The 17,584-nt window shown below is 72.2% G+C and carries 12 protein-coding genes; 2 read left to right on the top strand and 10 right to left on the bottom strand.

The features are described 5' to 3' along the window. Positions 1-78: 78 nt before the first annotated feature. The 4 genes from OG485_RS31125 to OG485_RS31110 form a co-directional block, all read right to left on the bottom strand. Entirely contained in the window at positions 79-2,121 is a 2,043-nt protein-coding gene (locus OG485_RS31125) for an ATP-dependent DNA helicase (protein ID WP_328671911.1), read from the bottom strand. A 266-nt stretch (positions 2,122-2,387) separates the two neighbouring features. After that, on the bottom strand, positions 2,388-3,227 hold the full coding sequence (locus tag OG485_RS31120) for a GNAT family N-acetyltransferase (RefSeq protein ID WP_328671910.1): 840 nt from the start codon (positions 3,225-3,227) through the stop codon (positions 2,388-2,390). A 39-nt stretch (positions 3,228-3,266) separates the two neighbouring features. Further along, complete coding sequence (locus tag OG485_RS31115) at positions 3,267-5,318, bottom strand: IucA/IucC family protein (RefSeq protein ID WP_443048789.1); 2,052 nt, start codon at positions 5,316-5,318, stop codon at positions 3,267-3,269. Positions 5,319-5,543: 225 nt separating this feature from the next. Beyond that, positions 5,544-6,995 (bottom strand): diaminobutyrate--2-oxoglutarate transaminase family protein, encoded by a 1,452-nt coding sequence (locus OG485_RS31110; RefSeq protein WP_443048950.1) that lies wholly within the window; start codon positions 6,993-6,995, stop codon positions 5,544-5,546. Positions 6,996-7,382: 387 nt separating this feature from the next. On the opposite strand from OG485_RS31110, the gene OG485_RS31105 reads away from it, so the two are divergent. Beyond that, positions 7,383-8,612: a trypsin-like serine peptidase gene (locus OG485_RS31105; RefSeq protein ID WP_328671909.1), complete on the top strand. Its 1,230-nt coding sequence runs from the start codon at positions 7,383-7,385 to the stop codon at positions 8,610-8,612. Positions 8,613-8,717: 105 nt separating this feature from the next. Here OG485_RS31105 and hflX read toward each other — a convergent pair whose 3' ends face one another. The 6 genes from hflX to miaA all read right to left on the bottom strand — a co-directional run bounded on the left by hflX (position 8,718) and on the right by miaA (position 17,171). After that, complete coding sequence (gene hflX, locus OG485_RS31100) at positions 8,718-10,214, bottom strand: GTPase HflX (RefSeq protein ID WP_328671908.1); 1,497 nt, start codon at positions 10,212-10,214, stop codon at positions 8,718-8,720. A gap of 284 nt (positions 10,215-10,498) precedes the next feature. Then, positions 10,499-11,995, bottom strand: coding sequence for a M1 family metallopeptidase (locus tag OG485_RS31095; RefSeq protein ID WP_328671907.1), 1,497 nt, complete (start codon positions 11,993-11,995; stop codon positions 10,499-10,501). Between the two features lie 179 nt (positions 11,996-12,174). After that, a complete protein-coding gene (locus OG485_RS31090) occupies positions 12,175-14,370 on the bottom strand; it encodes a RelA/SpoT family protein (protein WP_328671906.1) in 2,196 nt (731 codons plus the stop codon). 234 nt (positions 14,371-14,604) lie between these two features. After that, positions 14,605-15,474 carry a diaminopimelate epimerase gene (gene dapF, locus OG485_RS31085; protein WP_328671905.1) on the bottom strand — a complete coding sequence of 290 codons (870 nt, stop codon included), beginning with the start codon at positions 15,472-15,474 and terminating at the stop codon, positions 14,605-14,607. Between the two features lie 111 nt (positions 15,475-15,585). After that, complete coding sequence (locus OG485_RS31080) at positions 15,586-16,125, bottom strand: hypothetical protein (protein WP_328674731.1); 540 nt, start codon at positions 16,123-16,125, stop codon at positions 15,586-15,588. Between the two features lie 107 nt (positions 16,126-16,232). Then, on the bottom strand, positions 16,233-17,171 hold the full coding sequence (miaA, locus tag OG485_RS31075) for a tRNA (adenosine(37)-N6)-dimethylallyltransferase MiaA (RefSeq protein WP_328671904.1): 939 nt from the start codon (positions 17,169-17,171) through the stop codon (positions 16,233-16,235). Between the two features lie 182 nt (positions 17,172-17,353). Between miaA and OG485_RS31070 the strand changes: the two genes are divergently transcribed. Next, the gene (locus tag OG485_RS31070; RefSeq protein ID WP_328671903.1) at positions 17,354-17,575 is read left to right on the top strand and encodes a hypothetical protein; all 222 of its coding nucleotides are present in this window, start codon (positions 17,354-17,356) and stop codon (positions 17,573-17,575) included. Positions 17,576-17,584 lie beyond the last annotated feature (9 nt).

Here is a 17,584-nt window from a genome sequence, read left to right as displayed (position 1 = left end):
CCGGTTCCGGGGTCCTGTTCGTTCGCTCGCCGTCCGTCCGGTCGCCCGGCGGCCGGACGGACGGACTCGTGGAGTGCGCTACGCGTCCTCCGCCTCGACCGCCTCGATCTCGTCCGCCTGGCCTGCCGCGCCGTCGGCCTTCGCCGCGGACTCCTCGGTCATCCGGGCTTTCTCGTCGATCGCCGCGAGGGATCTACGGACCTGGTTCGGGTCGGTGGTGTACCAGAAGTCGGGGAGCGAGGCCTTCAGATAGCTGCCGTAGCGGGCCGTGGCCAGACGCTGGTCCAGCACCGCGACCACCCCCCGGTCCCCGGAAGCCCTGACGAGACGCCCGGCGCCCTGGGCCATGAGGAGCGCGGCGTGGGTGGCGGCGACGGCCATGAAACCGTTCCCCCCGTTCTCCTCGACCGCTTTCTGGCGTGCGCTCATGAGCGGGTCGTCGGGGCGGGGGAAGGGGATCTTGTCCATGACGACCAGCTGACAACTGGGGCCCGGCACGTCCACGCCCTGCCAGAGCGAGAGCGTGCCGAACAGACAGGTCTTCGGGTCGGCCGCGAAATTCTTGATCAGCTCGCCGAGCGTCTCCTCGCCCTGGAGCAGGATCGGGTACTCGGGGATGCGGGTCCGCAGTTCCTCCGCCGCGAGCTGGGCCGCGCGCATCGAGGAGAACAGACCGAGCGTGCGACCGCCGGCGGCCTGGATCAGCTCGGTGAGCTCGGTGAGCATGTCCCCGCGATCGGCGTCCCGCGCGGGGCGCGAGAGATGCCGGGCGACGTACAGGATGCCCTGCCGGGGGTAGTCGAAGGGCGAACCGACGTCGATGCCCTTCCACTGAGGGACGTCCTCGCCCTCGGTGCCTTCGGGGGCCAGCCCCATCGACGCTCCCACGCCGTTGAAGTCGCCGCCGAGCTTGAGGGTCGCGGACGTCAGGACGACCGAGCGGTCGGCGAACAGCTTTTCCCTGAGGAGCCCGGACACGTTCATCGGAGCGACCCGGAGGGAGGCTCCGAAGCGGTCATGACGCTCGTACCAGACGACGTCCCATTCGGAGCCGTTGGCGATGCGCTCCGCCACGGCGTGCACGGATTCCACGGACGCCAGGGCCTGCTTGCGTACGGCGTCCTCGTCCTGGACGGACTTGTCGCGGGTGGACCCGAGGGCGGTGATCACCGTGCGTGCGGCGTCGCGCAGCGCCATCAGCGCGTACCCGAGGTCCTCGGGGATCTCCTCCAGGCGGCCCGGCAGGGCCAGCTCCATCAGGCGTTCGAAGCCCTCGGCGGCGGACTGGAGCTGGTCGGCGGCCTTTTCGTTGACGAGCTTCGCGGAGCGGCGCACGGCACGGTTGACCTGTCCCGGTGTGAGCTCGCCGGTGGCGACGCCGGTGACCCGGGAGACCAGCTCGTGGGCCTCGTCGACGATCAGTACCTCGTGCTGCGGCAGGACCGGCGCGCCCTCGATGGCGTCGATCGCGAGCAGCGCGTGGTTGGTGACGACGACCTCGGCGAGCTTGGCCCGCTCGCGGGCCATCTCGGCGAAGCACTCCGCTCCGTAGGCGCACTTCGTGGCGCCGAGGCACTCCCGGGAGGACACCGACACCTGGCCCCAGGCCCGGTCGGAGACACCGGGTGTGAGGTCGTCCCGGTCACCGGTCTCGGTCTCGTCCGACCAGTCGCGCAGGCGCAGCAGGTCCTGTCCCAGCTTGCTGGTGGGCGCGGCCGCCTCGAACGGGTCGAAGAGGCCCTCTTCCTCGTCCTGCGGCACGCCCTCGTGCAGGCGGTGCAGGCACAGGTAGTTCGACCGGCCCTTCAGCATCGCGAAATCGGGGCGGCGCCGCAGCAGCGGGTGCAGCGCGTCGACGGTGCGCGGCAGGTCCCGCTCCACGAGCTGGCGCTGGAGCGCCAGGGTGGCGGTCGCCACGACCACCCGCTCGCCGTGCGCGAGCGCGGGCACCAGGTAGCCGAGCGACTTTCCGGTGCCGGTGCCCGCCTGGATCAGCAGGTGGGAGCTGTCGTCGATGGCGGCGGCGACGGATTCGGCCATGGTCACCTGGCCGGGGCGCTCCGTGCCGCCGACAGCGGTGACGGCAGCATGCAGGAGTTCGGGGAGTGAGGGCTTTGTCATAGCGCTGCCAGCCTACGGGGCGCCACTGACAACCGAGAGATCAAGGCGGGAACCGACGCCGTGATCAAGGCGGGCGTCTCCCTGGCGTCCGGGACGACGGATGGGTGGGGCACGGAGACTCCTCGACGGGGACCGGATCGGGACGAGCGGTCGATGGGCGGTCGGTGGCCCACGAACCACAGCTCCACGGCTCCACAGGGGACGGACCGGCGAACCGAGAGTGACGGCTCTGCTCCGGATCACCCGGTGGGCCGGGAGCGACGGCTCTACAGCAGATCGCGCAAGGACCGGTCCCGGATCATGAGAGCCCCTCTTTTACCGGGCAGATCGACCTCGGCCGAGAACCGGAAGCCCGCGCTCAGAAACGCGGACACGGAGGGGGTGTTGCGGAGGTCGGGTTCCGCGACGACCCGAGCACACGAGGGGCGCCTGTCCAGCACGTGGTCGGCGACGGCTCTGAGCAGGGTGGAGCCGAGTCCTCGCCCTCGGTCGGCGACACCGCCGATGAGGAGGTGGATCCCGGTGTCGTGGGGTCGGGCGGGGTAGTGGCGTGCCAGGGGATCGAGATCCGCGCGGTAGATCTCCCAGTAGCTCATCGGGGTGTTGTCGAGCACCCCGATGCACGGCACGCTGCGTCCGTCGCCGTCGAGCTGGCGGAGCACATGTTCCTCGACCACGGCCTCGGGCCCCGCCAGCTCCCAGAACTCCGCGACGGCGGGGTCGTTCATCCAGCGGTGGACGAGAGCCAGGTCGCGGCCGCCACGCACCGGGACGAGGTGGAGGGCGCCCGCGATCGTCCTGGCCGGCCCCCAGCCGCCGACCCGGTCGAGCAGATCGTCCGCGTCCGGGGTCTCCTCCCGAGATCCGCCCCGAGCCCCGTGGACGGCGCCCGTCGTGGTCCCGTCCACGGTCCCGTCCCGAGAGCCGGTGTCCCCGGCGAACAGTGCGATCAGTTCGTCCGAGAGGCGCAGGTCGAGCGTGTCCTCGCAGTCCGTGCCGGCGCCGGGGTCGAAGCCGGTGCCCGCGCGGGATCCTGGCGCGGATCCCAGGGCGGCTCGGGCGGCGCGGGCGGTGCCGGCGTCGGTGCTCTCGTCGGTGGGAGGCACGACGACGCTCCTCTCGGGAGACGGGGTGGGCCAAGCCCCTCAGGAATGAAGGGGGTTGGTGATGGTGACGTAGACGGACTGGGTGTCGACCGGACCGACGAGCTCGTCGAGGCCGTGCAGCCGGGTGAGCAGGTTGGCCTTGCAGCGCAGGACGGGTGAGTCGAGCAGCAGGGCGGGCAGCGGAGTGCGCAGCCGGGCCGGGCCGGTGGCCACGCCGGCGAGGAAGCGCCGGAACGCGGCGAGCAACAGGCTTTCGTCGGCCAGCCGTTGGGAGCCGAAGGCTCCGATGAGGCCGCACACGTTGTTGATCGCCAGGTAGTAGGCGAAGCGTTCGTCGGTGACCTCGTCGGAGACGAAGGTGTCGCTGCGCTCCCCGATGCCGGGCAGCCGGTGGTCGAGTTCCGCGCGCCGGGACGCGCGGAAGTAGTAGCCCTGGTTGTCGCGGTAGCGGCCGCCGGTGGGCCAGCCGTCCGCGTCCAGCAGGAGCAGGGTGTTCTGCTGGTGCGCCTCCAGCGCGATGCCCGCCTCGCTGTCCAGCCAGAGCACGGGGCGTACGACCTGTTCGAGGTAGCGCAGGAACCATTCGGTGGCGACGGCGCCGCGCGGGCGGCCGGTCCGGCCGGCGAGCCCGGTGACGATCTCGGTGAGCCGGGAGCGCATGAAGGGGCCGCGCTCGGCCGGGTTGTGCGTGCCCGGTCGCGCGTACGGCCGGGGTGAGACCAGCCCCGCGACACAGCCGACGTCGTCCGTGGGCCGGAACGGGTTGTGGCGGATCATCACGTCGAGCCCGGGAAGCGGGTTGCCGTCCCGGTCGTCGACGGCGAGCCAGGACGGGTCGCGGACAATGTCGAAGCCCGGGTGGACGGAGTGCCACTGCTCGAACAGGCCGCCGCGCAGCAGTCGGTGGACCTCCGCCCCGCGGTGGAGTTCCTTGCGGAGGTTCTCCCGACGGGAGTTGGTGATGCGCAGGCCCAGCGACAGTTTCAGCATCGCGGGGGCGCCGGAGCGGTAGACCGTGCGGACGGAGGAGGTGGGGTGCCACGGCGTGCCCCGCGGACCGAGGTCGCGGAGCAGTCCGGCATCCAGCAGGGCCGCGGTCCCGGGGCGGTGCCGGACCTCGCGCATCTGCCAGGGGTGGAGGGGCAGTACGGCGGCGTAGCCCTCGGGGAGCGCCGGTCCGGGCCCGGCCAGCCGCATGGTCAGCTGTTCCGCCGACACGGGGCGGCCGCGTTCCGTCCAGGCCGAGTCGGAGGCCAGTACCGAGGGGGCGACCGCCATCCAGTGCAGGGGGAAGGAGCCCCGCAGCTCGGGTGAGTAGAGCCTGCCCTCCGCGTCGGAGAGGCCGTCGCGGCCCTTCGGTGTCGGGTGCAGGGGGTGACCGAGGAGGAGCGCCTGTTCCGCCGCGAGGAAGAGGTCGGGTGGGTCGGCGGGGTGCTCCCTGCGGTCCCTGATGAACACGGCGGTGCGCCGGACCGAGTCGGCGACACGGCCGACGAGGTCGGCGCCTTCACCGGCCGGGCTGTCGGTGTGCCGGGCGTCGTCTTCGTCCGGCACGGCTGTCGCCGGTTCGCCGCGGGGCGCCGGGGGTACCGGCGGTGCCGGGAGACGCGTCTCCGCGGCCGGTGTCCCGGGAGCCGTCTGCCGTGCGAGGAGGGCCGCCACGGTCACCGCGTCGACGGCCGGTGCCTGTGCGGGAGCTCCGGCGAGGAGGGGGAGCCCGAAGCGGTGCCAGCCGGAGGGGGACCAGTGGTGGACGGGAACGAGCAGGGTCGCTCCGCTGGCCGGCAGAGGGATGCGCAGGGTGCCGTCATGGGGGGCGGCCAGGTTGTTCTCCCGTACCCAGCAGCGCAGCAGGTTCTCGACCGCCGCCGCCTGCGCCGCCGTCCGGATGTCGGGGTGGTCGAGGAGGTCCAGCAGGTCGACGGTGACCCCGCCCGGCCGTACGGGCGCCCTGGCCGCCTCGGTCTGCCGGGGGACGGACTCCGGGCCGGGCACGTACGGGGCCTGTGTGCCGACGGCCGTTCGCTCGCAGGGGACGGGAGGGCCGTCGTACGGGGAGGGAGGGCTGTCGGATGCGGGAGTGGTGTTCACGAGAGGTTCCTTGCGGGTCGTTCGGGCTCGTGCGGCGACGGGACCGGGGCGGAAGCGGCGGGCGTCGCCCGCTCGGCGTTCCGGGTCGGTCGGTGGGGCGGGGAGGGCGGTAGGCGCGGGCTCGTTCCTCACCGACCGGGCCCGCCGGGTCCGTGGTGTCCTCGGGCGGGTGTTCCGACGGGTCGCACCGGAATGCGTACGCCCGGTGCGGAGGAGGCCGGGCCGTCACTCAGGACCGTCGGCACCCCGTGTCCCGTCCCTCCCGGGTCTCCGGTCACGCAGGGCCGTGGCGCTCACCGCGCTCACCGCGTCCGCGAGCCGGTCGAGCACGGCCGACGCCTGTTCGTCGCTGATCGTCAGGGGAGGCAGGAGCCGTACGACGCTGGACCGGCGGCCGCCTAGTTCCACGATCAGGCCCCGGCTCAGGCACTCCCGCTGGACGGCGGCGGCGAGTTCGGGGGCGGCGGGGCGGGGGCCGTCGGGTGTGGGGCCGTCGGGCGTGGGCTGCCGTGGCCCTTCGGGGTCGACGAGTTCGACGCCGATCATCAAACCGCGCCCGCGAACGTCGCCGACACAGGGGAACTCCGTGGCGAGCGCGCGCAGCCGGTCCAGCATGCGGGCCCCGACGGTCGCCGCGCGTTCGGCGAGGCCGTGCTCGCGGACGTACGCCAGGGTGGCCGTGCCGGCGGCCATGGCCAGTTGGTTGCCGCGGAAGGTGCCGGCGTGGGCGCCGGGCTCCCAGACGTCGAGGTCGTCGCGGTAGACGATGACGGCCAGTGGCAGGCTGCCGCCGATGGCCTTGGACAGCACCATCACATCCGGGGTGATCCCGCTGTGTTCCACCGCCCAGAAGGTGCCGGTCCGGCCCACACCCGTCTGGACCTCGTCCACGATCAGCGGGATGTTCCGGGTCCGTGTGATCTCCCGCATCCGCCGTGTCCAGGCGTCCGGCGCGGGAATGACCCCGCCCTCGCCCTGGACGGGCTCGAAGATCATCCCGGCGGGGAGCGGGACGCCCGACTTGGTGTCGTCGAGGAGCGACTCCGTCCAGCGCGCGCCGAGTTCGGCGCCGCGGTCGCCGCCGATGCCGAACGGGCAGCGGTAGTCCTGCGGATAGGGCAGGCGCGCGACGCGTACGTCGGTCGCGCCGCCTGACGCTTCCAGCGCCCCCGCGGTCATCCCGTGGTAGGCGCCGGTGAACGCGAGCATGCCGGTGCGGCCGGTGGCCGCGCGCACCAGTTTGAACGCGGCCTCCACGGCGTCCGTCCCGGCCGGTCCGCAGAACTGGACCCGCGCGCGCTCGGCGAACCGCGGCGGAAGGGTGCGGAACAGCTCGGTGGTGAAGGCGTCCTTGACCGGTGTCGCGAGGTCCAGGACGTGCAAGGGCGCCCCCGAGTCGAGGACCTTTCTGATCGCTTCCAGGACGACGGGGTGGTTGTGTCCGAGGGCCAGGGTCCCGGCTCCGGAGAGGCAGTCGAGATAGCGGCGCCCGTCGGCACCCTCGATCGTCAGCCCGCGGGCCCGTACGGGAACGATCGGAAGGGCGCGCGCGTAGGTGCGAGCCGCCGATTCGCGCGCCGACTGGCGCCGCAGAATGCCTTCGTGCGCGGCGCGCGCCCGCTCGGACGCCTCGGCGCCGGTGTCCCGCGCCCTCTCGGATGCCCCTGGCGCCCCCACCGGCACCACCACTGACTCGGTCACGGCCACGACTGCAGGTCCTCCCGCTGTTCAGAGGCGAGTTGGCAGAAGGGTCCGGACACAGGCGGCAGGCCCCCCGTACATACCAACGACGCCGGCCGCGTTGGGAAGCGGGTGAATTCGAGGTTCCTCGCCGGGTTCTTCGCCGGTTCTCCGCCGGGGTGGATCGGCGGCGCGCGCGATGGCTCCCCGTCAGAGACCGCCGGGTACCGTGGGAGCGCCCCCGTAGCTGAACCGTTGCCGTTCCGTCGGGCGTCCCTCATGGCGACCGCATAGTCTGTGATGCCGTTCGGCCCTGCCGGACGAGCCGCTCAGGCACCCGCAGACGCACCGCACCGTTCCCATGATTCCAGGGGGAGTTACACCATGCGATCCATACGCCCGCCCTTCGCCACCCGTCGAGGCAGGAGCGCGCGCCGCAGAACGTCCCCCGTCCTGGCCGCCGTCGGCCTCGCCGCGGCGCTGACGCTGACGGCCACCGCCTGCGACTCGGGCAGCGACACGGCGAGCGGTGAGCCGAGCGCCTCCGCGTCCCAGGGCGGTGACGGAAAGATCCAGATCCCGGACGACATCAAGAACAAGCTCAAAGAGCACGGCATCGATGTCGACAAGTGGAAGAAAGGCGCCTGGAAGAACTGGGACAGGGACGAATGGCTGCGCCAGGCCGACGACTTCATCAACCCGATCATCAAGGACCTCTGGGACCCGGCCCGCATGCGCGGCGCGGACGACCCGGACAAGAACAAGGGCGTCGACGCCGCCGACCTCACCGGTGACCAGGGCGTCACCGACCCGGAACCGGCCCCGGTGACGGCTCGGGCCGTGAAGGCGTCGTACCACGCCGGCGTGCCCGAGGCGGGCAAGGTGTTCTTCGACGCCCCCGAGGGCACGATGGTCTGCTCGGCGACGGTGGTCGAGGACCCGGCGCACCCGGGCAAGTCCAACCTCGTGTGGACCGCGGGCCACTGTGTGCACGCCGGCAAGAAGGGCGGCTGGTACCGCAACATCGCCTTCGTGCCCTCGTACAACGACGCCGGCAGGACGGAGGCGCAGTTGGAGAGCGCCCCGCGCCAGGAGGTCGCTCCGTACGGGGTCTGGTGGAGCGACTGGGCGCAGACCTCGGACCAGTGGATCGAGCAGGGCGGTTCCACGGGCGGCCAGGGAGCCTCGTACGACTACGCGGTGCTGCATGTGACGCCGGAGAAGGGCGGCAACGGCAAGTCCCTGGAGGAGACGGTGGGTTCGGCGCTGCCGGTGAACTTCAACGCTCCGGCCGTGCCCCAGGTGTCGAGCATCACGGCCACCGGATACCCGGCCGCGGCGCCGTTCGACGGCCAGAAGCTGTACCAGTGCACGGACAAGCCGGGACGGCTGTCGGTCGCGCAGTCCGACCCGACCATGTACCGCATCGGCTGCACGATGACCGGCGGTTCCTCGGGCGGCGGCTGGGTGGCCACGGGTTCGGACGGCAAGCCTGCTCTGGTGTCCAACACCTCGATCGGCCCGGTCAAGTTCGGCTGGCTGGCCGGCCCGCGGCTGGGCGATGTGGCCAAGGGTGTGTACGACTCGGTGAGCGCGAAGTTCGCCGGGCGGTGACCCGCACGACGTGACAGGCCGGCACGGCGAAGGCCCGCCCCCTCGGGAGGGGACGGGCCTTCGTACGTGCTGAGCGGTGGGCCGCCGGGGTGCCGCCCCGGTCGCCTACCGGAGGGCGGGCGCCGCGACGTACGGCGCGAGGTCCGCGGCCAGCTCCTCGTGCACCCGCGCCTTGAGCAGGGTGCCCTCCTCGGTGTGCTCCTCGGAGATCACCTCGCCCTCGGTGTGGGCGCGGGCGACGAGCTTGCCCTGCGTGTACGGAACGAGCGCCTCGACCTCGACCGAGGGGCGCGGCAGCTCGTTGTCGATCAGCGCGAGCAGTTCGTCCATGCCCTGGCCCGTACGCGCCGAGACCGCGATGGAGCGCTTCTCGATCCGCAGCAGGCGCTGGAGCACCAGCGGGTCCGCCGCGTCCGCCTTGTTGATCACGACGATCTCGGGCACCTTGGTCGCGCCGACGTCACCGATGACCTCGCGGACCGCTGCCAGCTGCTCCTCCGGTGCCGGGTGCGAACCGTCCACGACGTGCAGGATCAGGTCGGAGTCGCCGACCTCCTCCATGGTGGAGCGGAACGCCTCGACCAGGTGGTGCGGCAGATGGCGTACGAATCCGACCGTGTCGACCAGCGTGTACAGCCGCCCGCTCGGGGTCTCGGCCCGGCGCACGGTCGGGTCGAGGGTCGCGAACAGCGCGTTCTCGACGAGGACGCCCGCGCCCGTGAGGCGGTTGAGCAGGGACGACTTGCCGGCGTTCGTGTAACCGGCGATGGCGACCGAGGGCACCTTGTTGCGGCGGCGCTCCTGGCGCTTGATCTCGCGGCCGGTCTTCATCTCCGCGATCTCCCGGCGCATCTTCGCCATCTTCTCGCGGATACGGCGCCGGTCCGTCTCGATCTTGGTCTCACCGGGACCACGGGTGGCGAGGCCGCCGCCCTTGCCGCCGCCCATCTGACGGGACAGCGACTGACCCCAGCCTCGCAGCCGCGGCAGCATGTACTGCATCTGCGCGAGCGCCACCTGCGCCTTGCCCTCACGGGACTTGGCGTGCTGGGCGAAGATGTCGAGGATCAGGGCCGTACGGTCGATGACCTTGACCTTGACGACGTCCTCGAGGTGGATCAGCTGGCCGGGGCTCAGTTCACCGTCACAGATCACGGTGTCGGCGCCGGTCTCGATCACGATGTCCCGGAGCTCGTTGGCCTTGCCGGAACCGATGTACGTGGCCGCGTCGGGCTTGTCACGGCGCTGGACGAGGCCGTCGAGCACGAGCGCTCCCGCGGTCTCCGCGAGCGCGGCCAGCTCGGCCAGCGAGTTGTCCGCGTCCTGGATGGTCCCCGAGGTCCAGACACCGACGAGGACGACGCGCTCCAGACGGAGCTGTCGGTACTCGACCTCGGTGACGTCCTCGAGCTCGGTGGAGAGGCCCGCCACACGGCGCAGGGCCGCGCGCTCGGAGCGTTCGAACTGCTCGCCGTCCCGGTCTCCGTCGATCTCGTGGCTCCAGGCGACGTCCTCTTCCATCAGGGCATCGGCCCGAAGACCTTCGGGGTAGTTCTGCGCGGAAGTCTGCGCGTCCTGGGAAGGGGAAGAAGAGGAGGTCATTGGATCCTTACGTAGATGGGCTGAGCCGCGGGCCGACGGACGCCGCCCCGCAAAGGGAACAACGCGCGTGGCCACCGGGAGATTCCCGGTTCCGGCCGGACCAACCCTCCAGGGGGGCCGCGCCGCCGGCTCGAAGATGGTCGCACGGCACCGCCTGGCCCGTCACGCGACTTATCGTGACCCGCCGGACACCCGCGGGCATCGCTGCCCGCGGGATGCCGCGACAGGCCCGGCCCCGGGGTTCCGGGGGCACTCCCGACGCTCCGGGACCCCTTGCGCGGGCCTCACGCGCTCTTGCGTTTCTTCGGTGCGTCGCTCTTCCAGTCCGGGTGCCCCGGCATCGGCGGTGTCTTCGCGGCGTACAGCCACGCCTTGAAGAAGCCGCTCAGATCGCGTGCGGCGACGGCGGAGGCGAGGTCCACGAAGTCGGCCGTCGAGGCCACGCCGTCGCGGTTGAGGCTCACCCACGTGCGCTCCAGGCGCTCGAAGTCGGCGCGCCCGATCTCCTGGCGCAGCGCGTACAGGGCCAGGGCCGCGCCGTCGTAGACGTTCGGCCGGAAGATGCTGATCTTCTGGCCGGGCTTGGGTCCCTTGGGCCTGGCGGGCGGGCCGCCGATGGCGCGCCAGGAGTCGGACAGCCGGTAGGCGGCCTTCATCCGCTTCTCCATGGGCTTGTGCGCCTTCTCCTCGGCGTAGAGGGCTTCGTACCAGGTGGCGTGGCCTTCGTTGAGCCATACGTCGGACCAGGTGCGGGGGGTGACGCTGTCGCCGAACCACTGGTGCGACAGCTCGTGCACCATGATCGAGTCGACGTACCACTTCGGGTAGGCGGGCTGGGTGAAGAGCTCCTTCTCGAAGAGCGAGAGCGTCTGCGTCTCCAGCTCGAAGCCGGTCTGCGCCTGGGCCATCAGCAGCCCGTAGGTCTCGAAGGGGTACCGTCCGACCTTGCTCTCCATCCAGGCGATCTGGCCGGGGGTCTTGCGCAGCCACGGTTCGAGCGCCGCGCGGTCGGCGCTGGGGACGACATCCCGAACGGGCAGGCCGTGCGGCCCCTGCCGGTGCAGCACGGCCGAGCGGCCGATGGACACCTGGGTCAGCTCGGTGGCCATGGGGTGCTCGGTCCGGTACGTCCAGGTCGTGGCGCCGCGGGCCCGGCGGGTGCCTCGGGGCAGTCCGTTGGCGACGACCGTGTACCCGTCGGGGGCCGTGACGCGGATGGTGAACACGGCCTTGTCGGAGGGGTGGTCGTTGCACGGGTAGACCAGGTGCGCGGCGTCGGCCTGACCGGCCATCGCGAGTCCGTCCTTGGTCCGTACCCAGCCGCCGTCCTGGCCCTTCGCGCTCACCGGGTCGCTGGTGTGCCGCACGGTGATGCGCACCGGGCTCCCGGCGGGCAGCCGTTCGGCCGGCGTCACCACCAGGTCCTCGCCGGCCTTGGTGAAGCGGGCGGGAGCTCCGTCGACCTCGACCGACCGGACGCTTCCGTGGGCGAAGTCGAGGTTGACGCGGTCGAGCGACTCAGTGGTCACGGCGTCGATCGTGGTCACGGCGGTGAGCGGCTTGTCGTTGCTGCCGGGATAGACGAAGTCGAGGTCGTACGACTCGACGTCGTACCCGGGGTTGCCGAGAGTCGGAAAGAGGCGGTCACCGACCCCCAGGGGCCCGGCCGGGTCCGGGGCGCTCGCGGCGATCAGGCAGACGGAGACGGCCGAGGCGAGCAGGGCCGCCGTGACGCGGCGGCTTCTCGGGCGTGCGGGCGTGGGGGTGGGGTTGTGCGGCATGGACCACGGCTACCAGCGCGCACCTCCTCCGCGCGGCCGACTCGCACCCGGCCCACCCGAACGAGTAGGTCCCAGGACTCTTTGGGGGCAGCGCGCGGCCGCCGGACCCGGCACCCCGCGCCCGGCCACCCGGGCCGCCGCTTTCGCCCCCGCCGCCGGACGACCGCGTGAAGTCCGGTCTACTGTGCCGCGGTCGCCGGATGCTGGGCGCGGCTCACGTCGTACACGCCCGGCACGTTGCGCATCGCGCGCATCAGGCCCGGAAGGTGGGCCGCGTCCGGGAGTTGGAGCGTGTAGGTGTGGCGTACCCGCTGCTGGCTCGGGGGTTCGACGGTCGCGGAGACGACGGCGACGCCCTCTCCCGCGATGGCTTCGGTGAGGTCGGCGAGCAGATGCGGGCGTCCGAACGACTCGGCGACCAGGGTGACGCGGCACTCGGTGGTATCGCCCCAGCGCACTCCCACCTCCGGGCGCCCCGCGCTCTTCATGCGCGCCGCTCCGGCGCACTCCACGCGGTGCACGGTGACCACTCCCCCGCGGACGGCGAAGCCGGTCACCTCGTCGGGAGGTACGGGCGTACAGCAGCCGGCCATGCGTACGGACGCGCCGGGCGGGTCGGCGACGGCGCTCGCCGGGCGGGCGGTCTGCGTCTCGGCGGGGCGGGGCGGGACCGCGACGGGCGGCCGGGGGCCGGCGGCGGAGGCCCGGGCCGCCTCCTCCTCGCCGGGTGCGGGGTGTGTGGCCATCCAGCGCTGGATGGCGATCCGCGCGGCGGCCGTGTGCGCGTGCTCCAGCCACTCCCTGGAGGGCTCGGAGGCGGGGTCCTGGCCCATGAGCAGTTGAACGGTGTCGCCGTCCTTCAGGACCGTACTCAGCGTCGCCAGGCGGCCGTTGACGCGGGCGCCGATGCAGGCGTGCGCGTCCTCGCCGTACTGCGCGTACGCCGCGTCGACGCAACTGGCGCCCTCCGGCAGGCCGAGCGAGCCTCCGTCGGCGCGGAAGACGGTGATCTCACGGTCCTGGGCGAGGTCTTCGCGCAGCGTCGACCAGAAGGTGTCCGGGTCAGGGGCGCCCTGCTGCCAGTCGAGCAGCCGGGAGAGCCAGCCGGGGCGGGTGGGGTCGGCGCGCTCGCCGTCGAAGGGGCGCTCGCCTCCGCCGTCCGGCTGTTCCTCCGACGGCGGGACGTAGGGATTGCCGAGCGCGATGACTCCGGCCTCGGCGGCCTTGTGCATCTGGTGGGTGCGGATGAGGACTTCGGCGACCTGGCCGTCGCCGCGGGTGACGGCCGTGTGCAGCGACTGGTACAGGTTGAACTTGGGGACGGCGATGAAGTCCTTGAACTCCGAGACCACCGGGGTGAGACAGGTGTGCAGTTCGCCGAGGACGCCGTAGCAGTCGGCGTCCTCGTTCACGAGCACCAGGAGGCGTCCGAAGTCGGCGCCGCGCATCGGGCCGCGCTTGCGCGACACACGGTGCACGGAGACGAAGTGCCTCGGCCTTATGAGGACTTCGGCCTGGATGCCGGCGTCGCGCAGGACGACGCGCACCTCCTCGGCGATCTCCGCGAGCGGGTCGTCCGACCGGCTCGCGTTCTCGACGATGAGCTCCCGGGTGTGCTCGTACTCCTCGGGGTGCAGGATCGCGAAGACGAGGTCTTCCAGTTCGGTCTTGAGCGCCTGCACGCCGAGGCGCTCGGCGAGCGGGATGAGCACGTCCCGGGTCACCTTGGCGATGCGCGCCTGTTTCTCGGGGCGCATGACGCCGAGGGTCCGCATGTTGTGCAGCCGGTCGGCGAGTTTGATCGACATGACCCGGACGTCGTTGCCCGTGGCGACGAGCATCTTGCGGAAGGTCTCCGGTTCGGCGGCGGCGCCGTAGTCGACCTTCTCCAGTTTGGTGACGCCGTCGACCAGGTAGCAGACCTCGTCGCCGAACTCCTCACGGACCTGATCGAGCGTCACTTCCGTGTCCTCGACGGTGTCGTGGAGCAGGGAGGCGGTCAGCGTCGTCGTCTCCGCGCCGAGTTCGGCGAGGATCAGGGTCACGGCGAGCGGGTGGGTGATGTACGGCTCGCCGCTCTTGCGCATCTGGCCGCGGTGCGAGGACTCCGCGAGCACGTACGCCCGGCGCAGGGGCTCCAGCTTGGCGTCGGGGTGGTGGGCGCGGTGGGCCTCGGCCACATGCCCGATCGCGTCCGGCAGCCGGTCGCGGGCCGCGGGCCCGAGCAGCGCGGCCCGCCCGAGCCGGCGCAGGTCGATCCGGGCCCGTGCCTTCTTGCGGTGCGCCGGGGGCACCCCGGGCTCCAGCGACGCCGGGCGCCGGTCGGCGGGCGTGGCAGGGCCTGGCTTCGCGGGATTCGTCGCCTCCGCACTCATGGGCACCTCCGGCTGCGTCAGACCGGCGGACGGGTGCCCCATGGCGTACTCGGCTCAGGGGATGGTGTCGATCCCCCGTCCGGGCCGGTGCTTGATGCTACCGACCCCACCACGCCCGGTTGGCCGCCTCTCGCCGAGCGTGAAACGGATCACCCGATCGAGCGAAGGTTTTGGGGTTTACGGTTTCGATTTTCTGGAAGGGACGGCAAGGGCGTACGACGTCCGTCCCCTGGCTCAGCGCAGCGCGCCGTCCAGCCACTCCGCGTCGATCTCGCCCTCGGCGACGATCACGGCGGGGCCCGTCATCTCGATCTCGCCGTCCGCGTGCTCGGTGATGACCAGGCGTCCGCCGGGCACGTCGACGGTGTACGTCACCGGGGTGCCGGTCACGGCGGGGTCGGCGTTGTCGCGGCGGGCGGTGGCGACGGCCACGGCGCAGGCGCCCGTGCCGCAGGAGCGGGTCTCGCCCGAGCCGCGTTCGTGGACCCGCAGGGCGACATGGCGCGGCCCGCGGTCGACGACGAACTCGACGTTGACCCCGTCCGGGTAGGCGGAGGCCGGGGCGAACGGCGGCGGTGCGAAGAGATCGCCGGCGTGCGCGAGGTCGTCCACGAAGGCGACCGCGTGCGGGTTGCCCATGTTCACGTTGCGCGCGGGCCAGCTGCGCTCGCCGACGCTCACCGTGACCTTGCCCTCGGGGAGGCGCGCCTTGCCCATGCCGACGGTGACGTCTCCGTCCTTGGCGATGTGGACGGGCTTCACGCCGCCGCGCGTGGCGATCGCGGTGTCCCCTTCGGCCACATGTCCGGCGCGGTGGAGATAGTGGGCGAACACACGCACTCCGTTGCCGCACATCTCGGCGACCGAACCGTCGCCGTTGCGGTAGTCCATGAACCACTCCGCCTCGGCCGCCATCTCCTCGGCCTCGGGGTGCGCGGCGGACCGCACGACGTGCAGCAGACCGTCTCCGCCGATGCCCGCGCGGCGGTCGCACAGGGCGGCGACGGCGGCGGGAGGCAGGTCGAGGACATTCTCCGGGTCCGGGATGATCACGAAGTCGTTCTCGGTCCCGTGGCCCTTGAGGAAGGCGATCCGCGTGCTCATTCCTCGATCGTACGGGGTCGCCACGACAGCCCTGCCCGCGCGGTGCGGGTGCCGGGACGGCGCTCACGCCGGCACCGGCCCGCAGTGGTCCGCGTGGAACGGGCCCGCGGGTCAGCGCAGCCGGGCCACGCGTCCTACGGCGAGCACGGCCACCGCGGCGACGATCACGACGTAGGCGAGCACCACCCGCCAGTCGGCGCGTCGGCCGGAGCCGCGCGGCGGCAAGCCGGGCAGCGCGTAGCCGACCCGGCGGGCGGCCATCAGGCCCCAGCCGGCGGCGCACAGGCAGATCAGCAGGCCGAGCATGGCGACCACGGCACCGCCGTCGCCGAACTCGAAGGCGAGCGGGAAGGCGAACATCAGGGAGCCCGTCGCGGCCAGCGCCACGATGGGCGCGAGCTGCCAGATGCGCAGCAGGCGCTGCGGGCGCAGCTCTACCTCGACCTCCGGCTCCGGGGACATCTCGCCGGGGCCGGGGCCGTCGGCGATCACCCCGCCGGGGGCGTCCTCGGGGCCGTCGGAGCTCAGTCGCTCTCCGCCCAGCTCCGGCTCGACGCCGAGGTCGGCGTCCGGATCGATGCTCAGACGAACTCCGTCCCGATCAGCACCGTACTCGGTGCCTCGTGCAGTGTCGCGAGGGCCGGCCTCCATCGCCACGCGCCCTCCCAACTCGGACTTCACTGGTCGATCGAAGCTTGATGATGGCACGGCGCCGGAGGCCCGGATGACGGCCGGAGCGTCCCGATGCCATGACGTGATCAGGCTGTGACCGGTCGTTCGAGCAACGCCAGTGCGAGTTCCGGGAGTTCTGTGAGATCCGCCGCAGCCCCACTGAGCCAATGCACCCTGGGGTCGCGCCGGAACCATGAATCCTGACGGCGCGCGAAGCGCTTGGTGGCGCGAACGGTCTCGGCGCGGGCCTCGTCCTCGGTGCACTCCCCGGCGAGCGCCGCGAGGACCTGCTGGTATCCGAGCGCGCGGGAGGCCGTGCGCCCGGCGCGCAGGCCTTGCGCCTCCAGCGCGCGCACTTCGTCCACGAGCCCGGCCTCCCACATCCGGTCCACCCGCCGCGCGATGCGCTCGTCGAGCTCGGGGCGGGCCACGTCCACACCGATCTGGAGGGTCTCGTAGACGGAGTCGTGGCCGGGCAGATTGGCGGTGAAGGGCTTGCCGGTGATCTCGATGACCTCGAGGGCGCGGACGATCCGGCGGCCGTTGCTGGGCAGGATCGCCTGGGCGGCCCCGGGGTCGGCCATGGCGAGCCGCGCGTGCAGGGCTCCGGAGCCGCGCAGGGTGAGCTCCTCCTCCAGGCGGGCGCGCACGGCGGGGTCGGTCCCCGGGAACTCCATCTTGTCGACGGCTCCGCGGACGTACAGTCCGGAGCCGCCCACCAGGACCGGCCAGCGCCCCTCGGCGAGCAACGCGTCGATCCGGGCTCGGGCGAGCCGCTGGTACTCGGCGACGCTGGCGGCGACCGTCACGTCCCAGATGTCCAGGAGGTGGTGCGGGACGCCGCCGCGCTCGGCGGGCGTCAGCTTGGCGGTGCCGATGTCCATCCCGCGGTACAGCTGCATCGAGTCGGCGTTGATGACCTCGCCGCCGAGACGCCTGGCGAGGAAGACGCCCAGATCGGACTTTCCTGCGGCGGTCGGTCCGACGACGGCGATGACCCGGGGTGCGGGGGGTGTGCTGCTCACGGTCCCAGTCTCGCAAACCCCGGGACCTCTCCGGCAACGAGCAGCGTGACGCCAGGCTTCCGGGTTCGTTCCCTCAAGCGAGGTTCCGGCCGCCGGTTCCGAGGACCGGTGACCCGGTTGACGCAATGGGCCGCACCGGGCGACGCGGAATTTCGCCCTCACGAGTAACGTATGGAGCTGATATGGGCGTTTTTGAACGGCTTCTCCGGAGGTCCAAGGCCACCGAGGAAGCACCGGCCGTCGAGGCGCGGGGAGCGGTGGAGGCCGAGGGTTCGTCCGGGAACGAGGGCGAGGCGACGGCTCGGACCGCCGGGGCCACCGCCGCGGAGGACGCCGGCATCCCCCGGCAGCAGACCCCCGAAGAGGCCGCCGACAACGAGGCCGACAAGGGCTCCCGCACCTGACTGTCCCGC

It is taken from the genome of Streptomyces sp. NBC_00328, from assembly GCF_036139655.1.
Taxonomy (GTDB): Bacteria; Actinomycetota; Actinomycetes; order Streptomycetales; family Streptomycetaceae; genus Streptomyces.
Note: the sequence above shows the minus strand (reverse complement) of the source record. Positions and strands in the feature narration are given on the sequence as shown.